Origin of the sequence: Trichococcus sp. ES5 (assembly GCF_900067165.1) — a bacterium.
GTDB classification, from domain to species: Bacteria; Bacillota; Bacilli; order Lactobacillales; family Aerococcaceae; genus Trichococcus; species Trichococcus flocculiformis.
Genome location: NZ_FJND01000023.1, coordinates 13,736 through 30,074 on the forward strand (window position 1 = coordinate 13,736; position 16,339 = coordinate 30,074).

The following is a 16,339-nucleotide window of genomic DNA, read 5'->3' on the forward strand; positions in this document are numbered from 1 at the left end:
GAATCTAAGTGAACGAGAACGATTTAAAGAATATGATTAAATCCATTTTAAGTGAAATTGTGGAAGAAACACCAGTTGCAACCGCAACTACCATCGCAACGAAAGAAGCACCAACGAAACAGACAAATGTGGAAGAAGGATCGATTCCAGATATCACAGAAGTAAATATTCGCAAACAATTCTTAGTGCCAAATGCACAAGATCCAGAAGGATACAAAAAAATGAAGTCCTTCACACCAGCCCGTCTTGGGTTATGGCGCGCCGGTACACGTTACAAGACGGAGCCAGCGTTACGCTTCCGTGCGGACCACGCAGCGGCACAAGATGCAGTTTTCTCTTATGTAGATGAAGACTTGTTGAAGGAGATGAAATTTGTTGAAGTAGAAACGCTTTGCGGTGACAAAGACACCTACATTACTCGTCCAGACTTAGGCCGTAAATTTGACGACCAAGAAATGGCGAAAGTCAAACAAGCAATTAAACCAAATACCAAGGTAGCAATCATGGTAGGAGATGGATTAAGCTCGGCAGCAATTGAAGCGAACATCCAAGACATCTTGCCTGCCATTCGCCAAGGACTGAAGATGCATGGATTAGATTTTGGCGAAGTAGTTTTCGTGAAACACTGCCGTGTGCCAGCCATGGATCCGGTTGGAGACGCAACGGGCGCTGAAGTAGTTTGCTTGTTAATCGGTGAACGCCCAGGTCTCGTGACCGCTGAATCAATGAGTGCATACATTGCTTACAAACCAACCGTTGGAATGCCAGAAGCACGTAGAACCGTTGTTTCCAACATTCACCAAGGCGGAACTCCAGCAGTTGAAGCCGGCGCTTATATCGCTGACTTGATCAAGAAAATGTTGGATATGAAAAAATCAGGGCTTGACCTGAAAGAACAACGTTAAAAGGAGGATTCCAAATGAGACAAGACAGACTTGGAGCATCCGTTCTAAGTGTAAAGATCATTCCGAATGTGGATGATGCACTGGCAAAGGAACTCGAACTAGGGCCCGATCAAAAAAGTATTGGAATCATCACATCGGACAGCGATGATGTCACTTATGTAGCACTTGATGAAGCGACTAAGAAAGCAGCGGTCGATGTTGTTTATGCCAAAAGCCTGTATGCAGGTGCAGCGAACGCTTCAACCAAGTTAGCTGGAGAAGTAATTGGAATCATTGCCGGACCAAGTCCAGCAGAAGTTCGTAGCGGATTGGATGCAGCGATAGAAGTCATTGAACATGGCGCAAGTTTTTACAGTGCCAATGACGATGATTCCGTCATTTACTTTGCTCACTGTGTATCTCGAACTGGAACATTTTTATCAAAAGGAGCCAACACAAGAGAAGGCAATGCAATTGCTTACTTAATTGCTCCTCCACTAGAAGCGATTTATGCACTGGATGCAGCAATGAAGGCAGCAGACGTACAAATGGGCGTCTTTTACGGACCGCCGACCGAAACCAACTTTGCTGGCGCACTCTTGACCGGTTCACAATCTGCCTGTAAAGCAGCGTGTGAAGCTTTCGAAAAAGCTGTCCTTGCTGTAGCCGACAATCCAACCGGCTATTAATAGGCGGTGGTGAGAATGGTACAGAGAGCATTAGGATTAATTGAAGTAAAAGGAATGCTTGGCGCTGTCCTTGCTGCAGATGCGGCGATGAAGGCAGCAGATGTAGAGTTACTTGGCAATCGTCGAATCCGTGGTGGTTTAACAACCGTCCAGTTACTAGGAGATGTGGCTGCGATTCATGCAGCCGTAGAAGCAGGTGCAGAGGTTGTGAAAAATACAGACAGTTTCGTTTCCAGCCATGTCATCGCCCGTTTGGATGAACAGGTGGAACGCATGTTGTTGAAGAAGTATCAAAAAGAAGAAAAACACGAGGAACCAGTTGCTTCTAATCCAGTGAAACCAATCGAAAAACCGGAGATTAAACCGGAAACAATGGAAGAATTGAAGACGGAAGTACTGGAAGTTCCAGAAGAAGAAATCAAAAAAATTCTGGAACAAGCGCATGAACGGATTCCAGGAGCCGAGTTAGATCCAGAAAAATTGGACCAAATGAAAGTTGTGGAATTACGCTCCCTCGCCTATAAGCGGAACATTGATTCGTTGACGAAGAAAGAGATTAAATATGCCAACAAAGATCGATTAATCCGTGCGTTATTAGAGAAAGGAGTGAAGGATGAGTGAACCTGACAGATAAAGATCTTTTGTCGATACAAGAAACGAGAAACTTACTTAAAAAGGCAAAAGCAGCACAAAAAGAATTAGCAACCCGTTCGCAAGAAGAGATTGACCTCATCGTCAAAACAATGGCAAAAGCAGCTTACGCCAACCGTGTGAAACTGGCCAAAATGGCAGAAAAAGAAACCGGATTTGGTAGATGGCAAGATAAGGTATTGAAGAATGCCTTCGCTTCCCGTGATGTTTTGAACGCCATTAAAGACATGAAAACAGTAGGTATTGTTCATAAGAGCGAAGCGGCGAAGTATATGGAAGTAGCCGTACCAGTGGGAGTCGTTGCAGGATTGATTCCTTCAACAAACCCAACGTCAACAGTTATCTACAAGGCGTTAATTTCAGTGAAGGCAGGGAATGCAATCGTCTTCTCCCCGCACCCAAGCGCACTAGATTCAATCATTGAAACGGTCCGTATCATGAATGAAGCAGGTCAAAAAGTTGGTTTACCGGAGGGCACACTGAGTGTGATTACCCAAGTAACCATGCAAGCGACTAGTGAATTAATGACCAACCGCGACACGAACTTGATTCTTGCGACAGGTGGATCTGCAATGGTACGCGCTGCGTATTCTTCTGGCACACCAGCTATTGGAGTAGGACCAGGGAACGGGCCGGCATTCATTGAAAAAACTGCAGACATTCCAAAAGCTGTGAAGCAAATCATGGAGTCTAAAACCTTCGATAACGGTACGATTTGTGCTTCTGAACAATCGATTATCGTTGAAGAAGTTAGCAAAGCAAAAGTCGTAGCAGAATTCAAGAAGCAAGGCGGCTATTTCTTGCCAACCGAAGATGCCAAAAAATTGGAAAAATTCATTCTACGTCCAGACGGCCGAATGAATCCGAAAATTGTCGGCAAGCCGGTACAAGAAATTGCGAAGTTAGCGGGTATTCAAGTGCCAGCAGATGCTCGTGTCTTGCTAGCAGAAGAAGACCGCGTTGGGCTACACGCTCCGTACTCGAGAGAGAAATTGGCGCCAATCTTGGCTTTCTACACAGCAAAAGGCTGGGAAGAAGCATGTGACTTGTCGATGGAGATTCTCTTCCAAGAAGGTGCCGGACATACGATGGCGATTCATTCATCAGACGACGCAGTCATTCAAGAATTTGCCTTACGCAAACCGGTTTCTCGCTTATTAGTCAATACATCTGCAACATTGGGTGGTATTGGTGCTACAACCAACCTGTTCCCAGCGCTCACATTGGGCTGTGGTGCAGTAGGCGGAAGCTCAACGTCCGATAATATTGGCCCTCAAAACTTGTTCAACTTACGCCGGATTGCTTGGGGCGTTCGCGAACTAGAGGACTTGCGCGGTGACGACGTATTTGAAGAAACAGAAGCAACACCTGTAAAAGACATTGATAAAGATGAACTCGTAAACTTACTAGTAGAACGAGTGCTCGAAAAACTAAAGTAACACCCAACAACTAGGTAACAAAAACTAAAAAACCCAACTATTAGGAGGAAAATAAAATGGCTAGCACAAACGCATTAGGTATGATCGAAACAAAAGGATTGGTAGCAGCAGTAGAAGCTTCAGACGCAATGGTGAAGGCAGCAAACGTAACTTTGATCGGTAAAGAACACGTAGGTGGCGGATTGGTAACCGTTATGGTACGCGGAGACGTTGGTGCTGTTAAAGCAGCAACAGACGCAGGAGCAGCAGCAGCTGAAGCAGTTGGCGAATTAGTATCAGTACACGTAATCCCTCGTCCACATGCTGAAGTAGATGCAATCTTGCCAAAATACGACCTACAATAGTCGTTTGAAGAGGAACCGTTAAAGAAATACAATGAGGAAGCGGTAAGGAAAGCGGCCGTTTCAAAATGGAAGCAGGCGAATAAGCAGACCTTATCCGAATCCTACAGCAGGAGGCTGAGGCATATCTAGATATGTCCCAGCCTTTTCTTTAACGAAGGGACGTGAATAAATGGCAATTCTAACAGAAAATAATATTCGGAAATTGTTGCGGACGACTAATTTGAAGGAAACAAAAGTGTTGGTGCTGGAACCAGGAACCATCATTACTCCTTCAGCAAAGAGTTATTTGACCGATGTCAAAGTGATTTATGAAGAACAATCCGAGCCGGTTCCGGTTGAGAAAGCAGAAGAACCAGTCGTATGCCAAGCACCAATCATCCGTGATGAGAGCTTGCTGCATCCGCAATTCAGCTTGAATTGGAAAATCAAAGTGGAGCAAGTGATTGGGGAAGTTCTGTATGGTCAACAAATCAGCCTCCAGCAACAAAATCGAGGATTGATTACTGAATTAGACAGCGTTTTGAATGTATTGCAGGATTTCCGTCAATTGCGGTTTTATGAGAACGATTCTGTTCATTACCAGATGGATCCAGGAAAATATCCGCTGGCAGATTTTTATTCAGCGGATACCTTTCTGCCAAATTATACAGACGGCGAAGTTGCCTTAATGGTATACCGTCTCTACACACAGATTCGTAACTTACAAGTGGAAGCTTCCAGCTTCCAAACTTGCTTACCGTTTGAAGAATATTACCGACTCATCAAAGCATGCCGTTTTTTAGCGGATTTTGTTTGGATGTTAATGATTCAAGAAATAGGAGAAAGTAATAAGGGGAGGAGCGTATGACCATCTCATTCGATCAATTAATTGAAGAAGTTGCGGTTCGTGTCAAAGCGAATATGGAACAAACCTTTGAAATAGAAGCAAGTGGTAGACATGTGCACCTTTCACAAGAACACATTGATATCTTGTTTGGAAAAGATCACAAACTACTACCTACAAAGTATTTATCCCAACCGGGCCAATTTGCTGGTAAAGAAAGAGTTACCCTAGTAGGTCCTAAAGGAGTTCTGCATCAAGTTGTGGTGCTGGGCCCTGCTAGAGACAAGAGCCAAGTAGAGATTTCCTTTACGGATGCTCAAAAATTAGGTGTTCGTGCACCATTACGCTTGAGCGGAGATACAAAAGGGACTCCTGGCATCATGATTATGGCAGGCAATAAGCATGTCATTTTAGATGAAGGTTTAATCGTAGCGAAGCGTCATATCCATGTGAAGGAACAAGAGGCAGCACGTTTGAATGTGAAAGATAAAGAAGTAGTGAAAGTCCAAGTGATGAGTGAGCGTCCGTTAATTTTTGACGATGTGGTCGTTCGCGTGAGTCCAAAGTTTGAAACCTTCATGCACATCGATTATGACGAAGCAAATGCATGTGGCTTCAAGTCTGGTACCAAAGGCCGCATCATCAAAAAGGACTGATTAGGATGGAACAATTAGAAAAACTCATTCAATTGGTAACCGACCGAGTGATGGCAGAGATAGAACCACAGCCAGACAAAGAACAATTTACGTTCGTTGGGAAAGCGAAAGATTATATTTCCCGTTACTACGAGGAGAGAGGGTTCCAACAAGTAGCACCAATGGAACTTTCCACTCCCGAAGTAGTGATTGTGACAGAACTTGAGTTGTATCAGATGACTCGTTTGGCAGGATTAATGCCTATGAATGAAATGGAAGAAGCTTTACTGAACCGGTTGATGCAGCAAAAGACTGTTGTGGTGCTGGAAGAAGGAATCGAGAAAGCGTTCATGCCAAAAAGTATGCAAGCTGCGTTCGAGAAAGCAAAGGTTGAACTTCGTAAATGGGGCGTTCAGTTTAAGCAAGAATCAGCCTTTCATCATCCAGCAGTGACTCAAACAGCTCCAACTACTCAGAAGAAGAAAGAATTGATTACCGCAGCGAAAATTCAAAACAAGAAATTATCTGCCGGTGATACGTTCTATGCTACTCCTGACATGATTATTACGGCACTCGCAAAAGACTATTTACGTGAACAAAATATTCAGTTAGAAGTGAGGGATGCCGAATGATTATTGGAAAAGTAGTTGGGAGCTTGTGGGCGACCCGCAAGGATGAAAAACTAAATGGATTGAAATTCCTCTTAGTCGAAAAACAATTAAATGAACACGAAGCAAGTCCTGAGTTAGTAGTAGCTGTTGACCATGCAGGAGCTGGAATTGGGGAACAAGTCTTAATTACAACCGGCAGTTCCGCGCGTATTTCTTTCGAAAACCGCACGATTCCAGTGGACATGGTGATTGTTGGGATTATTGATTCAGTAGAATATCCAAAAGAGTAAATACTTGATATTGGAGGGAAGCATATGAGCATTAGTGAAATTATTATTTGGATCATGGCAATCATCATGGTCCTTGGTGCAATCGATCGTGCCATCGGAGATCGCTTCGAGCTTGGTAAGCAATTCGAAGAAGGCTTGTTAGCAATGGGAGCATTAGCACTATCCATGGCTGGTATTATTGTCTTGGCACCTAAATTATCTGATTGGTTAAGTCCAATTGTTGTTCCATTGTTTGAACTAGTTGGCGCAGATCCTGCGATGTTTGCAGGAACGTTGTTATCAATTGATATGGGTGGTTTCTTCCTAGCTCAACAAATGACTGCTGATGCAGAAATCGTTCTCTTCTCTGGTGGGATTTTGGGAGCCATGATGGGAGCAACGCTTGTTTTCTCGATTCCAGTCGGTTTAGGAATCATCGAAGTAAAAGACCGTCCATTCTTAGCTCAAGGAATCCTATGTGGGATTGTAACGATTCCAGTGGGCGCAATGGTAGGCGGATTGTTGATGGGAATTGGTTTTGGTAAGATCTTGGTGAACTTGATTCCGATTATTCTAGTAGCAATCTTGATTGCTCTTGGACTATGGAGATTCCCATCGAAAATGATTAACGGTTTTATCGTCTTTGGGAAGTTGATTGTCGCAGTCGCAACAATCGGTTTAGCAATTGGTGGTTTGGAATGGTTAGTCGGCGTGAAGCTGTTTGACAATCAAGAATCCCTTGCAGTGGCGTTTGAAACAGTCGGTAGTATCGCCATTACGTTAGCTGGAGCATATGGTTTAGTATTGATTATTACCAAACTCTTCAAGAAACCATTAATGAAAGCAGGCGATCTCCTTGGTATGAATGATATCGCTGCTGCTGGTTTAATTGCTTCATTGGCAAATAACATCGCGATGTTCCAGTCAGTTAAGAACATGGACAACCGCGGGAAAGTAATCAACATTGCCTTCGCTGTTTCTGCTTCCTTTGCCATCGGAGACCACTTAGGCTTTACGGCTGGAGTTGCTCCTGAGATTATTATGCCGATGATTGTTGGGAAATTAGTAGGTGGATTCTCTGCCATTGCCGTTGCCATGCTGATTACCAAAAATATCAAAAAAGAAGTAACCTCTACTGAAGAAGTAGCCGCTTAAAGGATGTGTGCAGATGACAAATATAAATAGAGCAGATATCGAACGCATGGTCCGTGAGCTGTTGATGCAGGAATACAGCAAACAGGACTCCGCAAGAGAGATTGATCCAAGCGGAGTAATGGCAATCAAATTGCCATTGTTCGATGTGACCGAAGAACATCGCTTGGACACTGGGAACCCGAACCACCGTGTTTACACACGTGACTTAGTGACACTTGAAGAAAGTCCACGTTTGGGTCTTGGGTTAATGGTGATGGAAGACACCACCTTTGACTGGCATCTGGGTTATGATGAAATCGATTATATGATTGAAGGAACCCTCAGCATCATTATCGACGGAAGAAAAGTAACCGCCCATCCAGGTGAACTGCTTTATATTCCAAAAGACACAGATATTCAGTTTTCTGTGGAAGGAAAAGCACGCTTTATTTACGTGACTTATCCAGCAGATTGGAATAGTTAAATGTAGATTAAAAACGAGGCGGGAGTCATTTTCCTGCCTCGTTTTTTGAAAGGAGGGTGAAGAATGGAAGGTTTTACTTTTTCAAGTGGCGTAGAGGTGGCAAACCGATTGATGTTGGCGCCCATGACAACAAGCAGCGGTACAGAATCAGGTGGTTTATCAACTGAAGATGTGGCGTTTATTTTACACCGAAGTAAAGGATTCGGTGCAGTCATTCTTGGCTCGCACAGCGTTTCGCCAACTGGCAGTGCTTTTTCAGCAGGTTGGAACATTTATGATTCTTGTAATCATGCAGCATTAACCCAACTCGTAAAACAGCTCCACCACCAAAAAGTAAAGGTGTTTATTCAACTGTATCATGCTGGAAGGTTAGCGCAGCCTCTGTTTATTGGCGGACGACAGCCGATTGCACCGAGTCGGATTCCTGCTGTACGATCATTTGCTTCTTACCCGAAAGAGATGAGTATGGCTGAAATAAAAGAAATCATCCAAGCGTTCAAGAAAGCTACAGAGTTGGCGATTCGACTAGGCTTCGATGGTGTAGAATTGCACGGAGCAAACACGTATCTCCTCCAACAGTTCTATTCTCCGCATTCGAACCGACGAAAGGACGAGTGGGGTGGCACAAGAGAAAGGCGGCTACGCTTTCCGCTTGCCGTCATACGAGCCTGCCAAGAAGCAGTCAACGAATGCGCAACCAGACCCTTTCTAATCGGGTACCGCTTTTCGCCAGAAGAATATGAAGTTCCAGGAATTCGACTAGAAGACACTTGCTTCTTGTTAGAACAGATTACGAAAGAAGGCTTGGATTACGTCCATGTGTCGTTGAATGACTTTAGGAAACAAGCTCAGACAGGAGAGCAGATTCTTCCGGCCATCAAAGAGCATGTAGGGGATACGCCACTCATCGGCTGTGGAAATATTCGAACGCACAGAGATGTTGATGCTGTTTTACAACAGGTTCCTCTATGTTCCATTGGCAATGCGGCCGTAATTGATCCAGATTGGGCATGGAAGATTCTCCGGGGAGATCATTCTATCAAATCAAACCTGCACGTTTCTGAACGGGAGCAAGTGAAAATTCCAAAACCGTTGTGGCAAACCTTCCTCCACAACCCACTGCGTTATTTTCTAGAGGAGGGAACCGATGAATAACTGGCAAACACCATATAAATTTCCGAATGGGATGGAAGTACAGAACCGGTTGATTTTTGCACCGAACCGAATCTTAATGCAGTCTCACCAAATGTACCCCTAAATATGGCAGTGGGCTTAATTATAGGCTTGCTTTTAGGTGTAGGATACATAATGTTAAGTGAAATTTTGGACAACACAATCAAAGACAGTCGATTCATCAACGAACAAATCGGCTGGACCGACCTAGGAGCCATCTCCTTAATGACCGAAAAGGAACTGAAAGACATGGCTGTCCGTCATGAAGAACAAAGAATTGAATCTAGAAGTGGAAGAAGGGTAGTCTAATGGTATTTGGCAGAAAAAAAAGAAGCAAAAAGAATTATAAAGGGCTGATTACACTAGCTTCTCCTGGCTCCTTAATATCCGAGCAATTTAGAACCTTGAGAACCAACATTGAGTTCGCCATGGTAGATAAAAATACAAATCCTTAGTGGTTACATCATCTATGCCGGATGCTGGGAAATCCACTGTGTCGGCAAACTTAGCAATTACATTTGCTCGTCAAGGATATAGAGTATTGTTGGCAGAATCAGATTTTCGTCGTCCATCCGTCCACAAAGCATTCCAGGTGTTGAATGGAGCAGGGATGACATCTCTATTATCGAATCCAGAACTGACAGTGGAAGAGTGTGTATTGGAGACAGATATCAACAATCTATCATTGATGACCTGTGGTCCAATACCACCAAATCCAGCTGAATTGATTGGTAGCAATCGCATGAAGGATCTTCAAGACAAACTAGTTAGTAAGTATGATTTAGTTATCTTCGATACTCCACCTTTGTTAGGCTTCGGTGATGCACAAATCATGGCTGGACGTGCAGAAGGGACAATCTTTGTTGTACGTCATGGAGTAGCTAAAAAAGAAAATATGCTGAAAGCAAATGAAATCTTAAAACGCGTCAATGCAAATGTGCTGGGGGTCGTCTATAACCAAGTCCCAACCAGCGAGCAGGATAACAGTTACTACTACTATTACACAGAAGAAAATTAAGCAGGAGGCACAAGGTTTTGCAGTTCAAAAACCAGTGCCTTTTTCTTTTAATTCTTATAGTATGTTCTATCAATATACTGTATAATTAAATTTGTCTATATTAAAAACAGGAAGGAAGATACGAACATGTTAGATCTTCATTGTCATATTCTTCCTAATATTGATGATGGTGCCCGGTCATGGGATGAGTCCTTCGCTTTAGCGCGTTTAGCGGTTGAGGAAGGTATTACCCATATACTGGCAACACCGCATCACTTGAACGGAAAATTTGAGAATAAAAAGCACGATGTGATTAGCTTGACGAATGAGCTGCAACAAAAGCTGGACGCTGAGAGAATTCCGCTGGAAGTTTTCCCAGCACAGGAAGTACGGTTAAGTGGCGACATTCTAGCGGGGATTGAGAACGATGAAATCCTCTTTGTAGATGAAGATAATAGATACTTGTTGATTGAGTTTCCTACTATGACCATTCCACACTATGCAGAACAGCTCTTCTTCTCCTTGCAACAAAAAGGAATCGTGCCAATCATTGTACATCCCGAACGAAATCAGGAAATTATTGAAAATCCAAACAAGTTACTGGAGTTTGTGGAAAGAGGCGCACTAGCGCAGCTCACTGCGAGCAGCTATGCCGGCGTTTTTGGTAAAGAAACAGCGGAACTCAGCAGACAACTAATTGAGGCAAATTTAGTACATTTTCTGGCTTCGGATGCTCATAACACACGTGGGCGGTCATTCCGCATGAAAGATGCTTTTGAGAAGTTGGAAAAAGATTTTGGTGCTGGGAAAGTTCAACAGTTTCATCAAACAACAAAAAGTCTAATTAATGGTGATTATGTCCAAACAGAAGCACCACAAGAAGTTCGCAAGAAAAAGAAATGGTTTGGCTTGTTTTAGTTTTACTTAGGAGGAGTTGATTTTAGTATGCGTTTAACAAGAGGGCAGAAAGCCTTTATTTTAATGTTTGTTGATTCGCTGTTTATTTTGTTTTCGGCTTTCTTGGCCCATTTTATGGTAGAAGCCTATATTCGACCAGAAAACAATTTCTATTACGTCATGATTGGTGTATCCATTCTTGTCTATTTGGGATTTGGTGTACGTAACCATTTATTTTCCCGGATTATCCGCTACACGAGTATGTATGAAATTCTACGGGCAGTTATTTCCATGACAGTTTCCTTTGCGGTATCTGGACTGATATCTATTCTGTTTATCCGCTCAGTCAGTTACCGCTACATCTTCTTAATGTATGCTTTCAGTTTACTGCTGATTCCCGGGTCACGTGTATTGTGGCGATTGTATCATGAGTACAAAAGTGGGCAGTCTTTTAAGGGGACGAATAAAGAAGATAAAATACGTACACTCATTGTAGGGGCAGGCGATGGAGGAAACCTCTTCATCAGCAACCTAACGAAAAGACCGGGTGAAGTAGATATTATTGGGATTGTTGACCAAGATCCAGGCAAGCAAGACTCGCTGCTCTTCGACATTCCAGTTTTAGGAACGGAAGAGGATATACCGGCTTTGGTAAGGGAGTATAAAATTGATCAAGTAACCATCGCCATCCCATCAGCTACCCCTGACGATTTAGAGCGAATCATCGCACATTGTTCGGCGGTTGATGTCAAGGTCAACCAAATGCCAAGCATTGAAGATGTCTTAAAAGGTAAACTAAGTGTCAATCGTTTCCGCGACATCGATGTAGTGGACTTGTTGGGACGTGAAGAAGTACAACTCGATAAATCAACGATTGCCGAGCAGCTGCACGGCAAAGTGGTGTTGGTGAGTGGGGCCGGTGGTTCCATCGGTTCGGAAGTATGTCGTCAGGTGGCCAAGTTTGAACCAGCGAAACTGATTTTGTTGGGTCACGGTGAAAATTCGATTTACTTGATTGATAAGGAATTACGTAATCTATACGGCCGTTCGATTGAAATCGTACCAGTAATTGCGGATATTCAAGACCGAAAACGAATCTTTAGTATTATGGAAAAGTTCAAACCGGATCAAGTGTATCACGCGGCTGCACATAAGCATGTGCCGTTAATGGAATACAATCCAACTGAATCTATCAAGAATAATGTCTATGGTACGAAGAATATAGCGGAAGCTGCCAAATCAGTAGGTGTGAAGAGTTTTGTCATGATTTCCACAGATAAGGCGGTTCGTCCAACTAACGTGATGGGTTCTACTAAGCGGATTGCTGAAATGATTGTTACAGCGTTGAATGAACCTGGTAAGACCAAGTTTGCAGCTGTACGTTTTGGAAACGTATTGGGCAGTCGAGGGAGTGTAATACCTGTCTTCCGCGAACAAATCGCTAACGGTGGTCCGGTGACAGTCACTGACTTCCGCATGATTCGTTATTTCATGACTATCCCTGAAGCTAGTCGTCTGGTTATCCAAGCCGGTGTATTAGCAAAGGGTGGAGAAATCTTCATTCTGGATATGGGCGAGCCTGTCCGAATTGTTGATTTGGCGAAGAAAATGATTCGTCTTTCAGGCTTCACTGAAGCGGACATACCAATTCTTGAAACGGGAATTCGCCCTGGAGAGAAGTTATATGAGGAATTGTTGGCAGACGGACAATTATCCGAACAACAAGTCTTCGAGAAAATATTTGTGGGAAATAGTACAAAGTACAAGCTGGATGAAACAATGGCTTTTGTGGAGAATATACTATCACAACCAGATGATATCATTCGAGAAAAGTTAGTTAAATACGCCAATGAGCACGAATAAAAGGAGAAACGCATGCAACCTAAATCCATACTTGTAACCGGAGCAGCTGGTTTTGTCGGTTATTACCTATCCGAACGTTTGCTTCAAGAAGGACATAACGTAGTCGGAATCGACAATTTAAATGACTATTATGATGTAAATTTGAAACACGAACGCTTGAATAAAATTAAAGAACACCCTGCGTTTACTTTTGCAGAAATGGACCTTGCCGATAAAGAAGCGATCCATGAATTATTCGCTGCAAACAAATTTGATATCGTGGTGAACTTAGCTGCGCAGGCAGGAGTCCGATACTCAATTGAGAACCCGGATGCGTACATCCAAAGCAACATTGTGGGCTTTCATAACATTCTAGAAGCATGCCGCCACAATCCAGTGGAGCATTTATTATATGCTTCTTCGAGTTCTGTTTACGGATCCAACAAGAAAGTTCCGTTTGAAGAGACTGATTTCGTTGATAATCCAGTGTCTTTATATGCAGCTACCAAGAAATCCAATGAATTAATGGCTCATACGTATAGTCATCTTTATGGTATCCCAGCTACTGGTCTGCGTTTCTTTACAGTTTATGGGCCGATGGGACGACCAGACATGGCTTATTTTGGTTTTACAGATAAGTTCTTCAATAATGAACCCATCCATATTTTTAATAACGGTGATTTCGAGAATGATTTATACCGCGACTTTACTTATATTGATGATATTATTACAGGGATTATTGGACTTATTGAAAAACCAACATCGGGACACACGGTATTCAATATTGGGAACAATAACCCAGAGAAATTAATGGTATTCATTACTTCTCTAGAAAAAGCATTAAGTAATTCTTTGGGAAGAGAAGTCGAATTTGAAAAGATTTTCGAACCTATCAAACCTGGTGATGTTCCAGCAACCTATGCTTCTACGGATAAATTACAAGAGGCAATTGGCTTCAAACCAGAGACTTCCATACAAGATGGTTTGCAACGTTTTACAGACTGGTATGTGAATTACTATCATAAGAAATAATGCGGAGGTAATAATTTGAATCGTTTAATAAAGAGATTTAGAGAAACGTATGCTAATGAAGACTACCGTGCAGTTCGTTCTCCATTACGTATTTGTCCTCTCGGTGCTCATTCGGATCATCAAGGTGGACGAGTCACCGGGATGACTCTGGATGCTAGTGTAGATATGGTATATGCTCCTACAGAAGATGGATATGTGCGTATTGAAAGTATGGATTTTCCAGACAAAGAACTCTTCCACATTTCCCATGAATCAGAATATATTCCAGGATTCTGGGGAAATTACATCCGTGGTGCGGTTTTATCCTTAAAACAAGACTACGTTTTGAAAAGGGGAATTAATGCCCTTGTAAGTGGTAAGCTGCCTATTGGAGGACTCAGTTCTTCAGCAGCTGTTACGACAGCTTACTTGATGGCTCTATGTGACGTAAATGATATAGAAGTCTCTAAATTAGAATTGATTCAATACAGCCACTGGGTCGAAACTAAATTTATTGGATTGAAGAATGGCATCCTCGATCAATCCGCAAATATCTTAAGTATGGACAATCAATTAATGGTAATGGATTGTCAAACGAACAATTACGAAATGATTCAAAAAGGGGCTAGCATGCCTGAATTTGAAGTAGTGGTAGTTTATTCTGGTATTTCAAAGGATTTAATTAGCACTGATTTCAATAACCGGGTCGATGAAGTTCGTGTAGCTGGGTGGCTGATGCAAGAGCTAGGTGGAATGGAAATCACTCCTTTACAAAGTGTCCAACTTCGGGACATACCAGTGAACGTATATGAAGCTTATAAAGAGCAAATACCAGCAAGATTCCGAAAACGCGCAGCTCATTTCTTTACTGAACAGCAACGTGTATTAGATGGGGCAGAAGCTTGGTCGGAAGGGAACCTCGAGAAATTTGGACAATTAATGTTCGAGTCTGGTGAAAGTTCCTTCTACCAATATGAATCAGGAATTCCTGAGATGAAGAGTATTTACTATCTTTTGCGTGAATGTAAAGGAGTATATGGCGCTCGTCCTAGCGGCGCTGGGTACCGAGGTGCTGTTATAGGCTTGATTGATCCTGCTTACAAAGAAGAAATTAAAGCGAAGATTGATAGTGTCTATCCAGTTCGCCATCCAGAATACAAAGATAGCTACGCAGTAAACTTTTGTAAAACCGCTGATGGAGCTAGCTTAGTGAAAAATCTGGAGGCGGTGAAGTAGATGAAAGCCATCGTATTAGCGGCAGGGTATGCAACGAGATTATATCCACTTACGAAAGACCAGCCGAAACCGTTGTTGGAGGTTGCTGGGAAGACGATATTGGATTATATCGCAGAGAAACTTGAAAAAGTGGATGAGATTGATGAAGTAATAATTGTGACGAATAACAAGTTTACGAGTCACTTTGAGGAATGGGTAAAAAGTACCAACTATACGAAGAAGTTAACAGTTGTAAATGATGGTACGATGACGAATGATACACGCTTAGGAGCGATTGGGGACATTCAATATGTGATTGACCAGCTGGATGTCTCTGATGACTTAATGGTGTTAGCAGGAGACAATTTATTTGATTTTGAATTGTCAGATTTTGCTAACTATTTCCAAGAAGTTGGAACTGATTGTATCACTGCTTATCATGAACAGAACGAAGCACAACTGAAGCGAGCTGGTGTTATTGAATTAGATAATCATCAGAACGTTTTGTCTTTTGAAGAGAAACCAGAACAACCGCGTTCAACGTATTGTGTACCTGCCTTTTATTTATACAAGAAGGAAACATTACCATACTTCCATAAATATCTAGAGGATGGCAATAATCCGGATGCTCCTGGGCATTTTGTTCCGTATTTGATCAAGCAAAAAGAAGTACATGCATATCTCTTTAAGGGGAGAAGATATGATATCGGAACAGTAGAAAGCTATCAAGCAGTACAGGACATATTTGAAAAGGCTGAATCTTGAAAAAGGTTCAGTCTTTTCTTTACGTTTCTGTTAAAGTGTTTGATTGCTACTTTTTTATTTTCTTTCATTCAGCTATACTCCTGTCTTTGACACTTGTAGAAGGAAAAAAGCCGAGAAAATGCTGCTATTACAGCTTTTTTCGGCTTTTTTATTTTGTTAAAAAGTGCGTACCTTTTTCGTGGTTTTGGTCATTTTAAAAATTTTTTTCATTTTTTTTGTAGGTAGAATCTGATAGTCTGTTCGGAAGCCAAAGGCTTCATGTAGGGAATCTGTGAAATCTGTTCTAGTATAGGCCGGAATGAATCCCTCACCACGGAGTTCCATGAAGTTCATTTCCCTTAGTTTTGTGATGGTCTCTTGGCAAGTAAACTTTTCTCCCATTTTTTTCTCCAACACCCTCACTACCATAAGTGAGATGAAACAAGTCATAAAATGAGCAATAATGCGATCGTCACGACTCAGATAGACGGGTCTGG

At 42.4% G+C, this 16,339-nt stretch carries 19 protein-coding genes and 1 pseudogene; 19 read left to right on the forward strand and 1 reads right to left on the reverse strand.

Features of this window, described 5'->3' with window-relative positions; genetic code table 11:
- Window positions 1–8: 8 nt before the first annotated feature.
- The 19 genes from eutC (at window position 9) to TES5_RS13125 (ending at window position 15,863) form a co-directional block, all read left to right on the forward strand.
- Window positions 9–905 carry an ethanolamine ammonia-lyase subunit EutC gene (gene eutC, locus TES5_RS13040; RefSeq protein WP_068562426.1) on the forward strand — a complete coding sequence of 299 codons (897 nt, stop codon included), beginning with the start codon at window positions 9–11 and terminating at the stop codon, window positions 903–905.
- A gap of 14 nt (window positions 906–919) precedes the next feature.
- Window positions 920–1,573 (forward strand): ethanolamine utilization microcompartment protein EutL, encoded by a 654-nt coding sequence (gene eutL, locus TES5_RS13045; protein WP_068562427.1) that lies wholly within the window; start codon window positions 920–922, stop codon window positions 1,571–1,573.
- Between the two features lie 15 nt (window positions 1,574–1,588).
- The gene (locus TES5_RS13050) at window positions 1,589–2,194 is read left to right on the forward strand and encodes a BMC domain-containing protein (protein ID WP_068562428.1); all 606 of its coding nucleotides are present in this window, start codon (window positions 1,589–1,591) and stop codon (window positions 2,192–2,194) included.
- Complete coding sequence (locus TES5_RS13055; protein WP_068562429.1) at window positions 2,191–3,663, forward strand: acetaldehyde dehydrogenase (acetylating); 1,473 nt, start codon at window positions 2,191–2,193, stop codon at window positions 3,661–3,663. Before TES5_RS13050 ends, TES5_RS13055 begins: the two co-directional genes overlap by 4 nt.
- A 56-nt stretch (window positions 3,664–3,719) precedes the next feature.
- Window positions 3,720–4,007 (forward strand): BMC domain-containing protein, encoded by a 288-nt coding sequence (locus tag TES5_RS13060; RefSeq protein WP_068562430.1) that lies wholly within the window; start codon window positions 3,720–3,722, stop codon window positions 4,005–4,007.
- Window positions 4,008–4,176: 169 nt separating this feature from the next.
- Complete coding sequence (locus TES5_RS13065; protein WP_068562431.1) at window positions 4,177–4,854, forward strand: hypothetical protein; 678 nt, start codon at window positions 4,177–4,179, stop codon at window positions 4,852–4,854.
- Window positions 4,851–5,486: an ethanolamine utilization phosphate acetyltransferase EutD gene (gene eutD, locus TES5_RS13070; protein WP_143148256.1), complete on the forward strand. Its 636-nt coding sequence runs from the start codon at window positions 4,851–4,853 to the stop codon at window positions 5,484–5,486. The genes TES5_RS13065 and eutD overlap by 4 nt, the downstream gene beginning before the upstream one ends.
- Before the next feature lie 5 nt (window positions 5,487–5,491).
- Window positions 5,492–6,097 (forward strand): hypothetical protein, encoded by a 606-nt coding sequence (locus TES5_RS13075; protein ID WP_068562432.1) that lies wholly within the window; start codon window positions 5,492–5,494, stop codon window positions 6,095–6,097.
- A complete protein-coding gene (locus tag TES5_RS13080; RefSeq protein WP_068562433.1) occupies window positions 6,094–6,366 on the forward strand; it encodes a EutN/CcmL family microcompartment protein in 273 nt (90 codons plus the stop codon). Before TES5_RS13075 ends, TES5_RS13080 begins: the two co-directional genes overlap by 4 nt.
- Window positions 6,367–6,390: 24 nt before the next feature.
- The gene (locus TES5_RS13085) at window positions 6,391–7,500 is read left to right on the forward strand and encodes an ethanolamine utilization protein EutH (RefSeq protein WP_068562434.1); all 1,110 of its coding nucleotides are present in this window, start codon (window positions 6,391–6,393) and stop codon (window positions 7,498–7,500) included.
- Window positions 7,501–7,513: 13 nt separating this feature from the next.
- Window positions 7,514–7,963, forward strand: a complete 450-nt coding sequence (locus tag TES5_RS13090) for a cupin domain-containing protein (RefSeq protein WP_068562435.1) — start codon at window positions 7,514–7,516, stop codon at window positions 7,961–7,963.
- 63 nt (window positions 7,964–8,026) lie between these two features.
- Window positions 8,027–9,118 carry an oxidoreductase gene (locus TES5_RS13095; protein ID WP_068562436.1) on the forward strand — a complete coding sequence of 364 codons (1,092 nt, stop codon included), beginning with the start codon at window positions 8,027–8,029 and terminating at the stop codon, window positions 9,116–9,118.
- A 153-nt stretch (window positions 9,119–9,271) separates the two neighbouring features.
- Complete coding sequence (locus TES5_RS15270) at window positions 9,272–9,445, forward strand: hypothetical protein (RefSeq protein WP_157080417.1); 174 nt, start codon at window positions 9,272–9,274, stop codon at window positions 9,443–9,445.
- Window positions 9,446–9,605: 160 nt separating this feature from the next.
- Window positions 9,606–10,154 carry a CpsD/CapB family tyrosine-protein kinase gene (locus TES5_RS13100; protein WP_369813499.1) on the forward strand — a complete coding sequence of 183 codons (549 nt, stop codon included), beginning with the start codon at window positions 9,606–9,608 and terminating at the stop codon, window positions 10,152–10,154.
- Window positions 10,155–10,280: 126 nt separating this feature from the next.
- The gene (locus tag TES5_RS13105) at window positions 10,281–11,051 is read left to right on the forward strand and encodes a tyrosine-protein phosphatase (protein WP_068562437.1); all 771 of its coding nucleotides are present in this window, start codon (window positions 10,281–10,283) and stop codon (window positions 11,049–11,051) included.
- Window positions 11,052–11,078: 27 nt separating this feature from the next.
- Window positions 11,079–12,893 (forward strand): polysaccharide biosynthesis protein, encoded by a 1,815-nt coding sequence (locus TES5_RS13110; RefSeq protein WP_068562438.1) that lies wholly within the window; start codon window positions 11,079–11,081, stop codon window positions 12,891–12,893.
- A gap of 12 nt (window positions 12,894–12,905) precedes the next feature.
- Window positions 12,906–13,904, forward strand: coding sequence for an SDR family NAD(P)-dependent oxidoreductase (locus TES5_RS13115; protein ID WP_068562439.1), 999 nt, complete (start codon window positions 12,906–12,908; stop codon window positions 13,902–13,904).
- A gap of 15 nt (window positions 13,905–13,919) precedes the next feature.
- On the forward strand, window positions 13,920–15,119 hold the full coding sequence (locus TES5_RS13120; protein WP_068562440.1) for a GHMP family kinase ATP-binding protein: 1,200 nt from the start codon (window positions 13,920–13,922) through the stop codon (window positions 15,117–15,119).
- A complete protein-coding gene (locus tag TES5_RS13125; protein WP_068562441.1) occupies window positions 15,120–15,863 on the forward strand; it encodes a nucleotidyltransferase family protein in 744 nt (247 codons plus the stop codon).
- 156 nt (window positions 15,864–16,019) lie between these two features.
- On the opposite strand, the pseudogene TES5_RS13130 reads toward TES5_RS13125, so the two are convergent.
- Window positions 16,020–16,339: pseudogene (locus tag TES5_RS13130) on the reverse strand (transposase); the annotation flags it as partial.

What these genes read in the sequence shown, in the direction of transcription:
- eutL (WP_068562427.1), top strand. Translation starts at nt 920, where the DNA reads ATGAGACAAGACAGACTTGGAGCATCCGTTCTAAGTGTAAAGATCATT.
- TES5_RS13050 (WP_068562428.1), top strand. Translation starts at nt 1,589, where the DNA reads ATGGTACAGAGAGCATTAGGATTAATTGAAGTAAAAGGAATGCTTGGC.
- TES5_RS13060 (WP_068562430.1), top strand. Translation starts at nt 3,720, where the DNA reads ATGGCTAGCACAAACGCATTAGGTATGATCGAAACAAAAGGATTGGTA.
- TES5_RS13065 (WP_068562431.1), top strand. Translation starts at nt 4,177, where the DNA reads ATGGCAATTCTAACAGAAAATAATATTCGGAAATTGTTGCGGACGACT.
- eutD (WP_143148256.1), top strand. Translation starts at nt 4,851, where the DNA reads ATGACCATCTCATTCGATCAATTAATTGAAGAAGTTGCGGTTCGTGTC.
- TES5_RS13075 (WP_068562432.1), top strand. Translation starts at nt 5,492, where the DNA reads ATGGAACAATTAGAAAAACTCATTCAATTGGTAACCGACCGAGTGATG.
- TES5_RS13080 (WP_068562433.1), top strand. Translation starts at nt 6,094, where the DNA reads ATGATTATTGGAAAAGTAGTTGGGAGCTTGTGGGCGACCCGCAAGGAT.
- TES5_RS13085 (WP_068562434.1), top strand. Translation starts at nt 6,391, where the DNA reads ATGAGCATTAGTGAAATTATTATTTGGATCATGGCAATCATCATGGTC.
- TES5_RS13090 (WP_068562435.1), top strand. Translation starts at nt 7,514, where the DNA reads ATGACAAATATAAATAGAGCAGATATCGAACGCATGGTCCGTGAGCTG.
- TES5_RS13095 (WP_068562436.1), top strand. Translation starts at nt 8,027, where the DNA reads ATGGAAGGTTTTACTTTTTCAAGTGGCGTAGAGGTGGCAAACCGATTG.
- TES5_RS15270 (WP_157080417.1), top strand. Translation starts at nt 9,272, where the DNA reads ATGTTAAGTGAAATTTTGGACAACACAATCAAAGACAGTCGATTCATC.
- TES5_RS13100 (WP_369813499.1), top strand. Translation starts at nt 9,606, where the DNA reads ATGCCGGATGCTGGGAAATCCACTGTGTCGGCAAACTTAGCAATTACA.
- TES5_RS13105 (WP_068562437.1), top strand. Translation starts at nt 10,281, where the DNA reads ATGTTAGATCTTCATTGTCATATTCTTCCTAATATTGATGATGGTGCC.
- TES5_RS13110 (WP_068562438.1), top strand. Translation starts at nt 11,079, where the DNA reads ATGCGTTTAACAAGAGGGCAGAAAGCCTTTATTTTAATGTTTGTTGAT.
- TES5_RS13115 (WP_068562439.1), top strand. Translation starts at nt 12,906, where the DNA reads ATGCAACCTAAATCCATACTTGTAACCGGAGCAGCTGGTTTTGTCGGT.
- TES5_RS13125 (WP_068562441.1), top strand. Translation starts at nt 15,120, where the DNA reads ATGAAAGCCATCGTATTAGCGGCAGGGTATGCAACGAGATTATATCCA.